Genomic DNA, 17,050 nt, shown 5'->3' on the forward strand with positions numbered 1-17,050 from the left:
AGCCGAAATCAAATCGGCGGGTTCCCGCACGGACCCATGGGCGCGGTGGAACCGGTCCGGAGATGCTGCGTTGAGGCGGCAGACCACAAGGAGTTTGCCATGAAAAAGTTAGCTGTTTGCCTTTCGCTGGTTGCCGTCGTGTCGGCCTGCGCCACCCGGGATCAGAACACCGTCGCCGGCACCGTCGGTGGCGCCGCACTTGGCGCTGCCATCGATGACGACAACCGCTCCCGCGGTGCCCTTATCGGCGCCGCCGCCGGTGCGCTCGCTGGCAATTATCTGGGACGGACCGCGGGCGGCGACTGCGTCTATCAGAACCCCGATGGCAGCCGGTACACCGCTGCCTGCCCCTAATTCGGATGGGCCAGACGAACAACTCCTCCCCCCAGTGCTTCGTCTGGCACCTGTTCGGTCGCGCGCCCCATGTCGCAGCCCCGCGTCACTTGGCCCACCGAACGCTCGCGCGGGTGGCTACCTCCTTGCCATTCAACCACCCGCGCGGCATTTTTCGAAAAATGCCATCATCACCCCAGCGGCGACCTGCCGCACACACTGTAGTCGCATCGCGACGTTGCACACAGATGGGGTCGGCAAGGTCTTGACCGACCGGTCCGCAATTCGACCCCCGGCCACGTGAAACCGGCGGGTACCGCGATCTGCGGGCCAACGGTATACAAATAAATCGACATGGTCAGACGTGAGCACATCCTCGGCTGTCTCCAATACAAGCGGCGCCATGGGGTTGCGGTCCATGGTCCCCGGCTCCAAAGGCCTTCGAAGGCCTTTGGCCACCGGTGCGCCCACCCCGGCCGTGGGCACCGGGACGGCCCCCATCACCTGAACGGCAAGGGAGTGATGAAATCCCAAACAAGACTTCCCTCACTGGCTGGTTTCTGCGTCTATGAGAGCATCCAGCCACGCTGTCAGCAGTCCCGTGCCGGTAACGCGCACATTGGGTCGCAGCTCACCCCGCGGCCGCGAACCCACAGGCAGCGAGCATATTGCCCGCACATCACAGCGTCATACACTTGCAAAAAATCTCACTTAATGATACCAGAGGTTTCAATATTAGGCGATTTGGTCAAGACAAGTCGGCCGCTCGGGGGAGATAGCAGGTGTTTTCACATCTGAATTATACCAGTTTGCAGCCGATATAAGTCCAGTATAGGCTCGCGACATGGCGCTCCCGGTTGAGACATTCTTTCTGCATCCCGACACCCAGGGTACTCTGCAATCGCAGATCCAGCAGATGATCGCCCAAGGCATCCTGTCGGGACGCTTTCAACGGGGCGAAAAGCTGCCCTCAACGCGCAAGCTCGCCCACCACCTGGGCGTCAGCAGGATCACAGTGACCATCGCCTACACCGAACTGCTGGCCAACGACTACCTGACCTCAAAGGGGCGGTCGGGCTATTTCGTCTCGGCCAACGCACCGGTCCCCCCCGCCTTTGCACCGAGTGCGGCCACCTCCGACGCAGTCGACTGGAACCGCGCCATCGGTCAGCGCTTTTCGGGCGGCGACACGGTGCGCAAGCCGCCGGACTGGGCCGGCTACCGCTATCCCTTCATCTACGGTCAGGCCGATCCGGAGCTTTTCGACCACGCCAACTGGCGGCTTTGCGCGCTCAAGGCGCTCGGCCAGAAGGACTTCACCGCACTAACCACCGACTACTACGATCAGGACGACCCGCAGCTGATCGAATTCATCGCGCGGCACACCCTGCCCCGGCGCGGGATCACCGCGGCGCCCGAGCAGATCCTGATCACGCTCGGCGCGCAGAACGCGCTGTGGCTGACAACGCAGGTCCTGCTGACCCAACGCCGCCGAGCCGCGATCGAGGATCCCTGCTACCACGCGCTCCGAGACATTTTGAACCAGTCCCGCTGCCATATGACCCCTGTGCGCGTGGACGCCGATGGCATGCCGCCCGATGCGATCCCGCCCGATACGGATGTGATCTTTACCACGCCGAGCCACCAGTGCCCGACCACCGGCACCATGCCGATGAACCGCCGCCACGACCTGCTGGAACGGGCCGCCGCGATGGATGCGCTGATCGTGGAGGACGACTACGAGTTTGAAATGTCGTTCCTGAAAAACCCCTCTCCCGCGCTGAAAAGCCTCGATGCAGACGGCCGCGTGATCTACGTGGGCAGTTTTTCCAAGTCACTGTTTCCGGGCCTGCGGCTGGGGTATCTGGTCGGCTCTGCGCCCTTCATCCGCGAGGCACGTGCGCTCAGGGCCAATGTGTTGCGACACCCGCCGGGACACGTGCAGCGCACCGCCGCCTACTACCTGTCGCTGGGTCATCACGATGCGCTGATCCGGCGGATGGGCACCGCCCTACACGAACGGCGCGAGGTCATGGCACAGGCAATCGCCGAGACAGGATTGCAGATCGCGGGCCAGGGCGCCTACGGTGGGTCATCCTTCTGGATGCGCGCCGATCCTGCCATCGACACCAAGGAGCTCGCCCGCCGATTGCAGGCGCGCAGCGTGCTGATCGAGCCGGGGCACGCATTTTTTTCCGGCCATGACCGGCCCCGCAACTACTACCGTTTGGCCTACTCCTCCCTTCCGGCAAACCGGATCGCCAAGGGCATCGACCGTGTGGCGGAGGAAATGCGCAGCATGCAGGAACTGGCCTTAAATGAATGAAATAATTGGCCCTAACCTGTCACCACCCAACACTCTAAGTAACGCTCAACCCAGAATCGAAACACAACTCCAAGGAATGTGCTCGCCATGAAAATGACCACCGAAGAAGCCTTCGTCAAAACGTTGCAATCCCACGGGATCGAACATGCCTTCGGGATCATCGGCTCCGCCATGATGCCGATCTCCGACATCTTCCCCGACGCAGGCATCAAGTTCTGGGATTGCGCACACGAAGGCTCCGCTGGCATGATGTCCGACGGCTACACCCGCGCCACCGGCAAGATGTCGATGATGATCGCGCAAAACGGCCCCGGCATCACCAACTTCGTCACGGCCGTGAAAACCGCCTACTGGAACCACACACCCTGCCTGCTGGTCACCCCGCAGGCCGCCAACAAGACCATCGGTCAGGGCGGCTTTCAGGAAATGGAGCAGATGAACCTCTTTGCCGATTGCGTGGCCTATCAGGAAGAGGTGCGCGATCCCTCCCGCATCGCCGAGACGCTGGCCCGCGTCATCGCCAAGGCCAAGCGTCTGTCCGGCCCCGCGCAGATCAACATCCCGCGTGACTTCTGGACCCAAGTCGTCGACATCGACATCCCCGAGCCCATCGAGTTTGAAGTCTCCCCCGGTGGTGAAAACTCCGTGGCCAAGGCCGCAGAAATCCTGTCCAACGCGAAAAACCCCGTCATCCTGAACGGCGCGGGCGTGGTGCTCTCCAAAGGCGGGATCGAGGCGTCCAAGGTGCTGGCCGAACGCCTTGATGCGCCGGTTTGTGTGGGTTACCAGCACAACGACGCCTTCCCCGGCAACCACCCGCTTTTCGCAGGCCCGCTCGGCTACAACGGCTCCAAGGCCGGCATGCAGCTGATCAAGGAAGCGGACGTGGTGCTTTGCCTCGGCACGCGCCTCAACCCCTTCTCCACCCTGCCCGGCTACGGCATCGAATACTGGCCCGCGGATGCGACCATCATTCAGGTGGACATCAACCCCGACCGCATCGGTCTGACCAAGAAAGTCACCGTGGGCATCGTCGGTGATGCGGCCAAAGTGGCCAACAACATCACCGCACAGCTCTCCGATACCGCCGGTGATGCAGGCCGCGCCGAACGTAAGGCCAAGATCGCCCAGACCAAATCCGCCTGGGCGCAGGAACTGACCTCGCTCACACACGAGCAGGACGACCCCGGCACCGACTGGAACGTGCGCGCCCGCGCGGCCAAGCCCGACTGGATGAGCCCCCGCATGGCATGGCGCGCGATCCAGTCCGCCCTGCCGGTCGAGGCGATCATCTCGTCTGACATCGGCAACAACTGCGCCATCGGCAACGCCTACCCGGCGTTCGAGGAAGGCCGCAAGTATCTCGCACCGGGTCTTTTTGGTCCCTGCGGCTACGGCCTGCCCGCCATCGTCGGCGCCAAGATCGGCCAGCCCGATGTGCCGGTTGTTGGTTTCGCGGGCGACGGTGCCTTTGGGATCGCGGTGAACGAGCTGACGGCGATTGGCCGCGGTGACTGGCCCGCCATTACCCAGATCGTCTTCCGCAACTACCAGTGGGGCGCGGAAAAGCGGAACTCCACACTCTGGTTTGAGGACAACTTCGTCGGTACCGAGCTGGACGAGGATGTGTCCTACGCCGGGATCGCGAAGGCCTGCGGCCTGAAAGGTGTGGTTGCCCGCACTCAGGACGAGCTGACAGACGCGCTGAACCAGGCGATCAAAGACCAGATGGAGAATGGCGTCACAACGCTGATCGAAGCCATGATCAACCAGGAGCTGGGGGATCCCTTCCGCCGCGACGCCATGAAGAAACCTGTCGAAATCGCGGGGATCTCCAAGGAGGACATGCGTCCGCAGACGGTTTGATCCGGGTGCAGGTCCAACCAAGCCAAGGGTGCAGGCCATGAGCGTGCTGGGAGATCTGAAAGATCGCGCCGCCGCCGGGCCTGCCCACATTGTGATGAGCGAAGGCGGCGATCCCCGGATCGTCGCTGGCGCCATCGCTGCCGCACGGGCGGGTATCGCGCGGATCACGCTGGTGGGCGCGCACGATGCCGTGGCCGCGCAGCTTGAGGCTGCAGGCGCCGCCGAAGGACCCGATCTCGCCATCGCGGATCCCACCACGTCCCAGCATACCGCCGCTTTTGCGGATGCCTTCTTTGAGCTGCGCCAGCACAAGGGCGTCACCCGCGACGCCTCAGCTGAACAAGCGCGCGATCCGCTGGTGTTTGCGGCCATGATGGTCCGTCTGGGCCACGCTGACGGGACGGTCGGCGGCGCCGTCTACACCACGTCCGACACCGTGCGCGCCGCGCTCCAGGTGATCGGCAAGGCCAGGTCAGCCCCGCTCGTTTCCAGCTTTTTCCTGATGGCCCTGCCCGAAGGTCACCCCGCGGGTCGCGACGCCATGATTTTCGGGGATTGCGGTCTCGTCATCGAACCCGCGGCCGAAGAGCTCGCCGCCATCGCCGTTGCCTCCGCCGCCTCCTGTCAGCAGTTGCTGGGCACGTCGCCCAAGGTGGCGCTTTTGTCCTTCTCCACCAAAGGCTCCGCCCGGCATGATGCGGTGAGCAAGGTCACGGATGCCGCCGCGATCCTCGCGCGCGATCACCCGGATCTCGACGCCGATGGTGAGCTGCAGTTCGACGCGGCCTTCGTGCCTGAGGTCGCAGCCGCAAAGGCCAAGGGCTCCGCCATCGCCGGTCAGGCCAATGTCATGATCTTCCCCAATCTCGACGCAGGCAACATCGGCTACAAGATCGCCCAGCGGATCGGCGGTGCAGAGGCCATCGGCCCGGTGCTGCAAGGCCTCGCCAAACCGGCAAACGACCTCAGCCGCGGCTGCACCGCCGAAGACGTCACCAACATGATCGCCGTCACCGTCCTGCAAGCGCGGGCGCAGACATGATCCCCCCCGCCACCATCCGCCGGGGGACGCTCGCCCCATGACCATGGCCGATACCGCCTCGCACTTTGTCCGCGACCTACCCGAGCAGGCCCGGACCCTCTTTCCGGGGGTGATTGTGGCGGTGATCGTCGCCATCACCGCCCAGTTCCTCGCCGATCACTACGAAGCGCCCGCGATGCTGATGGCGCTGCTGCTGGGCATCGCCGTGGCGTTTCTGGGCGACGAGGGCAAGACGGTTGCGGGCATCGGCTTTGCCGCGCGCACCGTGCTGCGCATGGGCATCGCTTTTCTGGGCGTGCGGATCTCCTTCGATCTGATGGCGGGGTTGGGGATCGAGATCGTGCTGCTGGTCATCGGCGGTGTGCTCGCCACCATCGCCTTCGGGCTCGCCATCTCGCGGCTCTTCGGGCACGGCTGGCGCTTTGCGTTTCTCACTGCCGGGTCCGTCGCGATCTGCGGTGCCTCCGCCGCCATGGCCATCGCCGCCATCCTGCCCCGCGACGACAAATCCGAACAGCGGCTGATCTTCACCGTGCTGGGCGTCACCGTGCTGTCCACCGTGGCAATGATCGCCTACCCGATCCTCGTGACCAAACTGGATCTGGGCGACACCGCGGGCGGGATCTTTCTGGGGGCGACCATCCACGATGTCGCACAGGTCGTCGGCGCTGGCTTTTCCCTCTCCGAGAACGCGGGCGACACTGCCACGCTGGTCAAGCTCATCCGGGTGTCGATGCTGGCACCCGTCGTGCTGATCGGCGCATTGCTCATCCGCGCTTTCGCCGATGCCCCCGCAGACGGCAAACGCCCGCCCCTCCTGCCCTTCTTCGTCATCGGCTTTCTCATTCTCGCCACGCTCAACTCACTGGGCTTGATTCCAACCCTTGTCGCGGATTTGATGAGCCAGGCGTCCCGCTGGATGCTGCTGATCGCCATCGCCGCGGTCGGCATGAAAACAAACCTCAAACGGGTGCTGGCGGTCGGAGGACCCGCCATCGCCCTTTTGGTGACCGAAACACTCTTCATCGCAGGGCTGATCCTTGCGGGCATCACATATTTCGCCTGACCCGGCACAGCGGATCTCAGGCCATCACACGCAGGTCGCACCGACAGCCCGGGCCAAAGGGCACCCGATGCGACACACAACAACAAGCGCCCCGCCACGGGCGCAGGGGGAGGCCAGATGACATTCCAGCAACCTAAACTCGACACGTCGCCGCATGTCTCGGACGAAGTGCGCAAGACCACCTGCTACATGTGCGCCTGCCGCTGCGGCATCAACGTGCACATGAAAACCGGCGAGGACGGCGAGAAACACGTGGCCTATATCGAGGGCAACCGCGATCACCCGGTCAATCAGGGCGTGCTCTGCGCAAAAGGGTCTGCAGGCATCATGCAGGTCAACGCCCCCTCGCGGTTGCGCAAGCCGCTCAAACGTGTGGGCGAACGTGGCTCGGGCGAGTTCGAGGAAATCGAATGGGACGAAGCCCTGCAGATCGCTGCCGACTGGCTGGAGCCCGTGCGCGCCGAAAACCCCGAAAAGCTCGCCTTCTTCACCGGGCGCGATCAAAGCCAATCCTTCACCTCCTTCTGGGCGCAGAACTTCGGCACCCCCAACTACGCAGCCCACGGCGGGTTCTGCTCGGTCAACATGGCCGCGGCGGGCATCTACACCATGGGCGGCGCCTTCTGGGAGTTCGGCCAACCCGACTGGGACCATACCAAGCTCTTCATGCTCTTCGGCGTGGCCGAGGATCACGACAGCAACCCCATCAAGATGGGCATCGGCAAGATCAAGGCCCGCGGTGCGCGCGTGATCGGGGTGAACCCCATCCGCACCGGCTACAACGCGGTGGCCGACGACTGGGTCGGCATCACGCCGGGCACCGACGGTCTGTTCATTCTGTCGATGATCTATTGCCTGATGAAGGCGGGCAAGATCGACCTGCACTACCTCGCGCAATATACCAACGCGCCGGTCCTGGTGATCAACAACCCCGGCCAGCCCGACCACGGCCTGCTGATGCGCGACGAGAATGGCAAGGAACTGGTCGTGGACCGCGCCACCGGCCAGCTCACGCCCTTCGATCAGCCCGGCGTCAAACCCGATCTCGCCGCCACCTACGAGGCAGATGGCCAGACCCACCGCCCGGTCTTTCACCAGATGGCGGAGATGTATCTCGATGACGCCTACACGCCCGAGGCCGTGGCCGAGCGCTGCGGCATCCCCGCAGGCCGCATCCGCGCCATTGCCGCCGAACTGGCCCGGGTCGCGTTTGAGGAAAGCTTCACGCTGGATCACGCCTGGACCGACTTCCGCGGCGAAACGCATCTCAGCATGACGGGCCGCCCGGTCTCCTTCCACGCCATGCGGGGTATCTCCGCGCATGCCAACGGCTTCCAGACCTGCCGCGCGCTGCACACCCTGCAGATCCTGCTGGGCACGGTCGAGGTCCCGGGCGGTTTCCGCTTCAAACCGCCCTACCCGAAACCGGCCACCGCGCACCCGAAACCGCATGTGGGCATCACCCCCGGCGCGCCGCTCAACGGCCCGCATCTGGGCTTCACCCACGGCCCGGAAGATCTGGCGCTGAAGGACGACGGCACCCCTGCGCGCATCGACAAGGCCTTCACCTGGGAAAACCCCATGTCGAGCCACGGGCTCATGCATATGGTGATCTCCAACGCCTACGCGGGCGATCCCTACAAGATCGACGTGCTGTTCATGTATATGGCCAACATGTCGTGGAACTCCTCCATGAACACCCGCGGCGTGATCGACATGCTCACGGACAAGGATGAAAACGGCGACTACGTGATCCCCAAGATCATCTACTCGGATGCCTACTCCTCCGAGATGGTCGCCTATTCCGATCTCATCCTGCCCGATACGACCTATCTGGAGCGCCACGACTGTATCTCGCTGCTGGACCGTCCGATCTGCGAGGCCGATGCCGCCGCGGACGCCATCCGCTGGCCGGTGATCGAACCTGACCGCGACGTGAAATGCTTCCAGTCCATGCTCTGCGATCTCGGCGCCAAGATGAAGCTGCCCGGCTTCATCAACGAGGACGGCAGCCAGAAATACGCCGATTACGGCGATTACATCGTCAACCACGAACGCCGACCGGGCATCGGCCCGCTCGCAGGCTTCCGCGGCGAAAACGGCGATCAGGCGGGCCGCGGGTCGGTGAACCCGGGCCAGCTCGACAAATACATCGCCAATGGCGGCTTCTTCGTCGAACACATCCCCGCAGGCGCCAACTACTACAAACCCTGGAACGCCGCCTACCAGGACTGGGCGGTGAAAATAGGGATCTACGACGCGCCCCAGCCCTATCTCTTTTCGCTCTACGTGGAACCGCTGCGCAAATTCCAGCTCGCCGCCGAGGGCCATGGGCCAATCCAGCCCCCCGATCACCTGCGCGAACGGATCAAGGCGACCATGTCTCCCCTGCCCATCTGGTACTCCTCGGAGGCGGACAACCACGGGTCCGAGTTCCCCATCACCGCGCTGACCCAGCGCCCCATGGCCATGTACCACTCCTGGGGCTCGCAGAACGCCTGGCTGCGGCAGCTTCACGGGCACAACCCGCTCTACCTGCCCACCAAACTGATGCGCGAAAACGACCTTGCAGACGGCGGCTGGGCGAAGGTCACCTCGCCCCACGGCGAGATCACCGTGCCCGTGCTGGAAATGGCCGCCCTCAACGACAACACAGTCTGGACCTGGAACGCCATCGGCAAACGCAAGGGCGCCTGGGCACTGGAGGAAAACGCCCCCGAAGCCACCCGGGGGTTCCTGCTCAACCATCTTATCCACGAGTTGCTGCCGCCCAAGGGCGACGGGCTGCGATGGGCCAACTCCGATCCTGTCACGGGACAGGCCGCCTGGTTCGACCTCAAGGTCCGCGTGGAAAAAGCCGCGGCCCCCGCCGAGGCCAAACCCGGCTTCGCCCCCATAAAATCCCCCGTGGGCACAGGCCCCAAAGACCTCACGTGGAAGGTGGGTAAATGAGCGTGCCCCTGCCCTCCCGGCCGCTCTTTCATCTTGCCAGGAAAACTCCGGGGTCCGGGGCAGAGCCCCGAAAAACCATCACCGAAACCCAAACGCACCGTGCGCCGGGCACCGACGTGATACCGACGTGTTACCGACGTAATACCGACACCGCACCGACAGCCAGAACCGGGGGCCAGCCATGACCACTCTGCCAGCCAGCACGACCAGGAAACTGGGGCTCGTGATCGACCTTGATACCTGCGTCGGCTGCCACGCCTGCGTGATCTCCTGCAAAGGCTGGAACACTGAAAACTACGGCGCGCCGCTTTCCGATCAGAACGCCTATGGTGCTGATAACGCAGGCACTTTCCTCAACCGGGTCCACTCCTACGAGGTCCAGCCCGAAGGCGATGCCGCAGCCCAGCTCATCCACTTCCCCAAATCCTGCCTGCATTGTGAGGACGCGCCCTGCGTCACCGTCTGCCCCACGGGTGCGAGCTACAAGCGCGTCGAGGACGGTATCGTTTTAGTCAACGAATCCAACTGCATAGGCTGCGGCCTCTGCGCCTGGGCCTGCCCCTACGGCGCGCGCGAACTGGACGCCGCCGAAGGCGTGATGAAGAAATGCACCCTCTGCGTCGACCGCATCTACAACGAAAACCTGCCCGAGGAAGACCGCGAGCCCGCCTGCGTGCGCACCTGCCCCTCGAACGCCCGCCACTTCGGCGATCTCGGCGACGAGACCAGCGATGTGAGCAAACTGGTCGCAGAGCGTGGGGGCATGGACCTGATGCCCGAACAGGGCACCAAGCCGGTCAACAAATATCTGCCGCCCCGCCCCAAGGACACCCTGCCCCACGAGGGCCATGATCTTGACGTGCTGGCCCCCTTCCTTAAGCCCGTCGCGGAAGAGCCCAAGGGCTTTCTCGGCTGGCTCGACAAGACGCTGGAGAAACTCTGATGCACCCCGCTCCTTCCGTTATTTTCTTCACGACGTTCAGTGGCTTGGGCTTCGGCCTCCTGGTTTTTCTGGGCCTCGGTTACCCGGGGGTAACCGGCTGGTCGGCCTTCGCGTTTCTCACCATCGCCTATGTCATGGCAGTGGGCGGGCTGATGGCCTCCACCTTCCACCTGGGCCGCCCGGAACGGGCGCTCAAGGCCTTTACCCAGTGGCGCTCCAGCTGGCTCAGCCGCGAGGCCTGGTGCGCCGTAGGTGCGCTCGTGCTCATGGGTCTCTACGGCGCGGGCCTCGTGTTCTTCGGCACCAGGGTCACGGCACTCGGCGTTCTCGGTGCGGCCCTCTCCTTGGCGACGGTCTTCACCACATCGATGATCTACACCCAGCTCAAGACCATTCCGCGCTGGAACATGGCCCTCACACCCGTCAAGTTCCTGTCGCTGTCGCTGGCGGGTGGCGGGTTGCTGGCGGGGCAACTCACCATCGCACTTGTCCTGCTCGTCATTGCCGGAGGCGTGCAATTGCTCACCTGGAAAGAAGGCGACAAGGCGCTCGCCGCCTCAGGCACGAACATGGCAACTGCGACAGGTCTGGGCGACCGCGGTACAGTGCGGGCCTTTGAGCCGCCCCATACCGGCACCAACTATCTGCTGCGGGAATTCGTCCATGTGGTCGGCCGCAGACACAGCCAGAAACTGCGCCTCATCGCGCTGGTGCTGATGACGGTCGTGCCGGTTCTGCTCTTGATGCTGCCGTTCTCACACATCATCGGGATCCTGGCCATCGCCAGCCATATCGCAGGCGTTCTCACCGCGCGCTGGCTCTTTTTTGCCGAGGCAGAGCATGTGGTCGGCCTCTACTACGGCAAACGCTAAAGCCCGACCCGGAAACGAAAAAACCCGCGGCATCCCCCGCGGGTTTTCTACGTCCGCTGAACGCAGCTCAGTTCATCAGCCCCGCGTGGCGCAACCCTTCGTCCACCAGCGCACGCGTCGGATCCGACAGCGCCACCAGCGGCAGGCGCACTTCATCCGAGCACAAGCGCAACTGCGACATGGCGTATTTCACCCCGACCAACCCGGGTTCCGTAAAGATCGCCTTGTGCAGTGGCATCAGCCGGTCCTGGATCTCCAGCGCCGTCGCGTAGTCACCGGCAAGACACGCGGTCTGCATCTCTCCGAGCAGCCTTGGTGCCACATTGGCCGTGACCGAAATACAGCCGACACCGCCCTGCGCATTAAACCCATGGGCCGTGGCGTCTTCTCCCGACAGCTGCACGAAATCAGGCCCGCAGGTCAGGCGCTGATCGCTGACCCGGGCAAGATCCCCGGTGGCATCCTTGACGCCGATGATCCGTGGCAGCTTGGCCAGCTCCCCCATGGTCTCCGGCGACATATCCACCACCGACCGGCCCGGGATATTGTAGATGATGATCGGCAGCTCCGCACAATCGTGCAGCGCCGTAAAATGCGCGATCAGCCCTGATTGCGTGGGCCGGTTGTAATAAGGCGTCACCACCAGCGCCGCATCCGCACCCACCGCTTCGGCGTGGCGCACCAGCCGCATGGCCTCGATCGTATTGTTGGAGCCAGCGCCCGCGATCACCGGGATACGGCCCGCCGCGGCCTTGACGACCTCCTCGACGACGACCTCATGCTCCCGGTGCGTCAGCGTCGGGCTTTCCCCGGTTGTCCCCACGGGGACCAAACCACTGCTTCCTTCACCGATATGCCATTCGACCAGCTTCTTGAGTGTCTCCAGATCCAGTTCGCCGTTTCTAAACGGCGTGACGAGGGCAGGCAGAGAGCCTTTGAACATGAACACGCTCCTTTGATGTTTTGGCCGGCAAATGGCCCTGGGATTAACGCAAAATAAGCAGGATCGTGATTTGATCATGGCTCTATGCGCTGTATGTGTCAGAGGCTCTAGCCTCCAAAGCCCGGGAATTGCAAGTGATCACACGCTGGTTGACGGTCCTGACGATGATTCTCTTGGTAGCGGCGCCTGCGCTGGCGGAACGCCCGCGCCCGCTGGCCAAGGCAATGGATGCCATGCGCGGGGGCGATTGGGGCGCCGCTGCCAAGATCGCCGCGCGCGATGGTGATCTGGCCGCTGACATCATCGAATGGCACCGCCTGCGCGCGGGTGAAGGCAATGCTGCCGAGGTCACGGATTTTCTGTCGCGGCGCAGCGACTGGCCGGGCGAGCCCTACTTGCGCAAACAGTCCGAACCATCGGTGATCTCGCAACCTGACGGGGCAGTGCTCGCCTTCTTTTCGGACGTACCCGCCCAGACATCCGAAGGGGTGCTGCGCCATGCAGAGGCGCTTTCGCGCACCGGGCGCAGCGCCGAGGCAGAGGCCCTTGTGATCCAGACATGGCGGCAGATGCGGATGGGAAAAACCGCGCAGGCGCTGTTTTTGTCAGAACATGGCCCATTGCTGCGCGCCCATCACACGGCCCGGCTCGACGCCATGCTGTGGGCAGGCGCATTTGAGAATGCGCGACGGCTTTTTGGCCTGGTACCGGAGGCGGAAGTGGCCGTTGCGCGGGCCCGGATGGCCTTGCGGGCGATGGAACCGGGGGTTGATACGCTGATCGCACGCATACCGGCCAGCCATCGCGCCGCACCCGGGCTGCAATACGAACGCTTCGTCTGGCGGGCGCGCAAGAACCGCTGGGACGACGCAAAGGATCTGCTGCTCGCCACGTCGACAAGCGCTGCGGCACTGGGCAACCCCGAAGCCTGGGCCAACAGGCGCCGGTCCATGGCGCGCGACGACATGCGCGACGGCAAAGCCGAACGGTCATATGAACTGGCCGCGCGGCATTTCCTGAGCGAAGGGTCAAACTACGCCGATCTGGAATGGCTTGCGGGCTACATCGCCCTTCGCCTGCTGAACGAGCCGCAAACGGCTCTGGAGCACTTCAACAATCACGATGCCGCGGTCCGGTCGCCGATTTCCAAAGGGCGGGCGGGCTACTGGCGCGGGCGCGCCTATGAGGCCATGGGCGATGTCGCAGCGGCAGATCAGGCCTATGCGGCTGGCGCTCAATATCAGACATCCTTCTACGGTCTGCTGGCGGCAGAACGCGCGGGCCTGCCCTTCGATCCTGAAATGATGGGGACACCGCCGCAGCAAGACTGGCGCGAATCGGCTCTTGCCAAAAGGCCGCTCTTTCAGGCCGGGCTCTTGCTGCAAGCCTCGGGCGAGCTCAATCTGGCCGAACGGTTCTGGACCCATCTGGCCGAAAGCCTCGACCCGGACGAGGCGACGCTGCTGGCCGAAGCAACGGTGGATCTGGAACAACCCCATCTCGGCGTGATGGTCGGCAAGCGCACCGCGCGGCGCGCCATCGTGGTGCCGCGTGGCTATTACCCGCTGCACCCGGTGGCAGAACAGGACCTGCCCATGGCGCCCGAGATGGTTCTTGCCATCGCACGGCGCGAGAGCGAGTTTGACCCCCAGGTCCAGAGCGGGGTGGGCGCGCGCGGTCTCATGCAGGTGATGCCCGCAACGGGCCGCGAGGTTGCAACCCGCATGGGGCGGGCCAGCGGTCACAGCACGCAACGGCTGATGAGCGATCCTGCCTACAACGCAGAGCTCGGCGCTACGTATCTGTCCGGCCTTGCCGCCCGGTTCCGCGGCAACGTGGTGATGATGTCGGCGGGATACAACGCAGGACCGGGGCGTCCGGACCGCTGGATGCTGGCCTATGGCGATCCGCGGCGTCCGGAAATCGACATGATCGACTGGATCGAACACATTCCGTTTCGCGAAACCCGCAACTACGTCATGCGCGTGACCGAGAGCCTGCCGATCTACCGCGCCCGCCTGGGTCTTGATCCCTTACCTGTTCCCTTCAGTGCGGAACTTACGGGCTCAACGCTTCTGGCGTTCGCGCCAAAGGGTGAATAACCCCGCCGCAACGATAACCGCGACGCCCACCGCAACGTTGGGCCGCAGAGTCTCTCCGAAAACGGTGATCCCGACGAGTGCTGCAAAGACCAGCTGAAAATAGGCGAATGGCTGCACCGAGCTTGCCTCGGCCACCTCGTAACAGCGGATCAGCAGCCAGTGGCCGCACACGCCGGTGACACAAAGCGTCGCCATCCAGCCCCAATCGGGCGCCGTCATCGCCTCCCAAAAGGCCAGGCCAATCAGGGTCATCGTGACCGCACCCGCCACACCCGTCCAGAAAAAGCTCGTGGCAGTGGTGTCCTGCCGCGCCGCGTAGCGCGTCAACAACCCGTAGAGCGCGAACATCAAAGCCGCGACCAGAGGGATGACCGCCATCGGGTCAAAAACCGACCAGCCGGGCTCCAGAATGATCATCACGCCCACGAAACCCACGGCGATCGCGGCCCATCGCCGCCAGCCGACCGCCTCGCCAAGCACCGGGCCCGACAGCGCTGCCACCAGCAACGGGTAGCAGGCAAAGACCGCATGGCTTTCCACCAGACCCAGCACCGTAAAACCGGTGACCATGACGCAGACTTCGAGCGCAAGCAACACGCCGCGAAACCCCTGCAGCAGCGGCTGCCGGGTGCGCGCAGCGGCACGTACGCCCCCGCCTTTGCGCCCCGCCAGCCAAATCACGAAAGCCGCAAAGAACCAGTAGCGGATCATCACGACCATATAAACGTTGTAGGTCTCCGCCAAATGGCGCGAGATCCCGTCCTGCAGCGCAAAGACGATACTGGTCAGCACCATCAGCAGGATCCCGAGACGGACATTGTTGCTCTGGGTCACGCCGGCATCGATCCCACGGTCATGTGCCGCTTGCGACCGAAACCCGGCACCCTTTGTACCGCAAATCCGGCGTCGGCCAGCGCGCGGCGGACAAACCCTGCGGCCGTATAGGTCGCGCATGTACCTCCCGACCCAGTCCGCGCGCCGACGGCCTCCATGAGCGGTGCCGACCACAGCTCCGGGTTCTTGGCCGGTGAAAACCCGTCCAGAAACCACGCGTCCGCCCGTCCCGACCACCGCGGCAGCGTCTCGCGCGCATCCCCCACGATCACCTCCAGTCGGACACCCGGAACCGGCGCGAACACCCCGCCAGCGGGATCCCAACTCGCCGCCAAAGTCGTACGCAACTCCCCCAATGCGTCAAAGCGCGCCAACGACCGGGCCAGATCATCCGGAGCCATCGGGTAGGCTTCAAAACTGGTGAAATGCAATGTGCCCGGCGCATCCATCTCCTGCCAGAGATGCAGCGCCGATAAAAAGTTCAACCCCGTACCAAAGCCAAGCTCGGCGATATGAAACCCGTCCCGCAGCCGTTCCGCCAACCGGTTGCCGTCGAGAAACACATGCCGTGTCTCCGCAAGCCCATCTTCGAGACTGTAATAAGGATCATCAAACCGCGCGGATACCGGCGTGTCATTCGCGCCCCAAGATACCTCTGCCGACTGGTTCTGCACGGACGGGCCTTGTAAACGGGTGGGACGATGACGCGACCTTGAGGCAGAACTGGAGCTTTGGCAATGGCCGATATCACCGTGCGCGGCGCGGGCATTTTTGGACTTTCGATTGCCTGGGTCTGCGCCTGCCGCGGCGCGCGTATCCAGGTGATCGACCCGGCCGGACCCGCAGCAGGCAGCAGCGGCGGGCTTGTCGGGGCGCTGGCCCCGCACGTGCCCGAAAACTGGAACCCCAAGAAGGCGTTTCAGTTCGAAAGCCTGCTCGCCGCGGCGGCGTTCTGGCAAGAAGTCGAGGCGACCGGCGGCCAGAGCAGCGGCTATGTCCGAACCGGCCGTCTGCAACCTGTTGCCGACATCACCGCGCTGCCGCTTGCGCAACGGCGCGCCGATCAAAGCCGGGATCTATGGCAAAACAAGGCGGTCTGGAACGTTGAGAAGGCCAGCGCGTCCCCCTGGGCACCCGTCTCTGCGAGCGGTTGGATGATCCGCGACAGCCTTTCCGCGCTGTTGCACCCCAAACAGGCCTGCGCAGCACTGGTCGCAGCCCTCGCCAGCAAGGGCGTGACGATTGCAGCCGATGGCCCGGAAAAAGGTGCCGTGATCTGGGCTACCGGGGTGGACGGTCTTTGCGCCCTGAATGCAACGCATCACCGTCAGGTCGGCAACGGGATCAAAGGACAGGCGGCACTGCTACAGCATGACGCCCGCGGACAGCCGCAGATCTTCGCTGACGGTTTGCATATCATTCCTCATGGCGATGGGACGGTCGGCGTAGGCTCCACCTCCGAGCGGGAGTTCACCGACGCCCGCACCACAGACGCGCAACTCGATGCGGTCATCGAACGGGCACGCGCCGCTGTCCCCGCTCTCGCAGACGCGGCGGTGATCGACAGATGGGCCGGCGTGCGCCCGCGCGCCCGGTCCCGCGCGCCGATGCTGGGCGCTTGGCCTGGCCGCCCGGGTCACTTCATCGCGAACGGCGGCTTCAAGATCGGCTTCGGGATGGCGCCGAAGGTAGCCGAGGTGATGGCTGATCTGGCCCTGGAAGGCTCAGCCCAGGTCCCCCCGGGGTTTGACGTCGCAGCCTCTTTTTGACC

13 protein-coding genes are annotated in these 17,050 nt (G+C 64.1%); 10 read left to right on the plus strand and 3 right to left on the minus strand.

What is annotated here, in order from left to right; all coding sequences use genetic code 11:
* Nucleotides 1-99: 99 nt before the first annotated feature.
* The 8 genes from Q1A53_RS10620 (at nt 100) to Q1A53_RS10655 (ending at nt 11,400) form a co-directional block, all read left to right on the plus strand.
* Nucleotides 100-354 (plus strand): glycine zipper 2TM domain-containing protein, encoded by a 255-nt coding sequence (locus Q1A53_RS10620; RefSeq protein ID WP_299966127.1) that lies wholly within the window; start codon nt 100-102, stop codon nt 352-354.
* Nucleotides 355-1,177: 823 nt separating this feature from the next.
* Nucleotides 1,178-2,659, plus strand: a complete 1,482-nt coding sequence (locus Q1A53_RS10625; RefSeq protein ID WP_299966129.1) for a PLP-dependent aminotransferase family protein — start codon at nt 1,178-1,180, stop codon at nt 2,657-2,659.
* A gap of 87 nt (nt 2,660-2,746) precedes the next feature.
* Nucleotides 2,747-4,525 carry a sulfoacetaldehyde acetyltransferase gene (gene xsc / locus Q1A53_RS10630; protein WP_299966131.1) on the plus strand — a complete coding sequence of 593 codons (1,779 nt, stop codon included), beginning with the start codon at nt 2,747-2,749 and terminating at the stop codon, nt 4,523-4,525.
* Between the two features lie 37 nt (nt 4,526-4,562).
* On the plus strand, nt 4,563-5,567 hold the full coding sequence (gene pta / locus Q1A53_RS10635; RefSeq protein WP_299966132.1) for a phosphate acetyltransferase: 1,005 nt from the start codon (nt 4,563-4,565) through the stop codon (nt 5,565-5,567).
* Nucleotides 5,568-5,610: 43 nt separating this feature from the next.
* On the plus strand, nt 5,611-6,633 hold the full coding sequence (locus tag Q1A53_RS10640; RefSeq protein ID WP_299966781.1) for a putative sulfate exporter family transporter: 1,023 nt from the start codon (nt 5,611-5,613) through the stop codon (nt 6,631-6,633).
* A gap of 117 nt (nt 6,634-6,750) precedes the next feature.
* Nucleotides 6,751-9,585 carry a molybdopterin-dependent oxidoreductase gene (locus tag Q1A53_RS10645; protein ID WP_299966134.1) on the plus strand — a complete coding sequence of 945 codons (2,835 nt, stop codon included), beginning with the start codon at nt 6,751-6,753 and terminating at the stop codon, nt 9,583-9,585.
* Nucleotides 9,586-9,766: 181 nt separating this feature from the next.
* The gene (locus Q1A53_RS10650) at nt 9,767-10,528 is read left to right on the plus strand and encodes a 4Fe-4S dicluster domain-containing protein (RefSeq protein WP_299966136.1); all 762 of its coding nucleotides are present in this window, start codon (nt 9,767-9,769) and stop codon (nt 10,526-10,528) included.
* Nucleotides 10,528-11,400 (plus strand): DmsC/YnfH family molybdoenzyme membrane anchor subunit, encoded by an 873-nt coding sequence (locus Q1A53_RS10655; protein ID WP_299966138.1) that lies wholly within the window; start codon nt 10,528-10,530, stop codon nt 11,398-11,400. The genes Q1A53_RS10650 and Q1A53_RS10655 overlap by 1 nt, the downstream gene beginning before the upstream one ends.
* Nucleotides 11,401-11,467: 67 nt before the next feature.
* Here Q1A53_RS10655 and dapA read toward each other — a convergent pair whose 3' ends face one another.
* Nucleotides 11,468-12,343 (minus strand): 4-hydroxy-tetrahydrodipicolinate synthase, encoded by an 876-nt coding sequence (dapA, locus tag Q1A53_RS10660; RefSeq protein WP_299966140.1) that lies wholly within the window; start codon nt 12,341-12,343, stop codon nt 11,468-11,470.
* Between the two features lie 164 nt (nt 12,344-12,507).
* On the opposite strand from dapA, the gene Q1A53_RS10665 reads away from it, so the two are divergent.
* On the plus strand, nt 12,508-14,445 hold the full coding sequence (locus Q1A53_RS10665; RefSeq protein ID WP_299966142.1) for a lytic transglycosylase domain-containing protein: 1,938 nt from the start codon (nt 12,508-12,510) through the stop codon (nt 14,443-14,445).
* Here the strand turns inward: Q1A53_RS10665 and Q1A53_RS10670 are convergent.
* Complete coding sequence (locus Q1A53_RS10670; RefSeq protein ID WP_299966145.1) at nt 14,410-15,279, minus strand: DMT family transporter; 870 nt, start codon at nt 15,277-15,279, stop codon at nt 14,410-14,412. The two genes, Q1A53_RS10665 and Q1A53_RS10670, sit on opposite strands and share 36 nt — an antisense overlap.
* Nucleotides 15,276-15,953, minus strand: a complete 678-nt coding sequence (mnmD, locus tag Q1A53_RS10675) for a tRNA (5-methylaminomethyl-2-thiouridine)(34)-methyltransferase MnmD (RefSeq protein ID WP_299966149.1) — start codon at nt 15,951-15,953, stop codon at nt 15,276-15,278. The genes Q1A53_RS10670 and mnmD overlap by 4 nt, the downstream gene beginning before the upstream one ends.
* A 63-nt stretch (nt 15,954-16,016) precedes the next feature.
* Here mnmD and Q1A53_RS10680 point away from each other — a divergent pair, with 63 nt between their 5' ends.
* Nucleotides 16,017-17,048 carry an FAD-binding oxidoreductase gene (locus Q1A53_RS10680; protein ID WP_299966151.1) on the plus strand — a complete coding sequence of 344 codons (1,032 nt, stop codon included), beginning with the start codon at nt 16,017-16,019 and terminating at the stop codon, nt 17,046-17,048.
* Nucleotides 17,049-17,050 lie beyond the last annotated feature (2 nt).

This window comes from uncultured Roseobacter sp., assembly GCF_947496515.1.
In the GTDB taxonomy this organism is placed as follows: domain Bacteria; phylum Pseudomonadota; class Alphaproteobacteria; order Rhodobacterales; family Rhodobacteraceae; genus Roseobacter.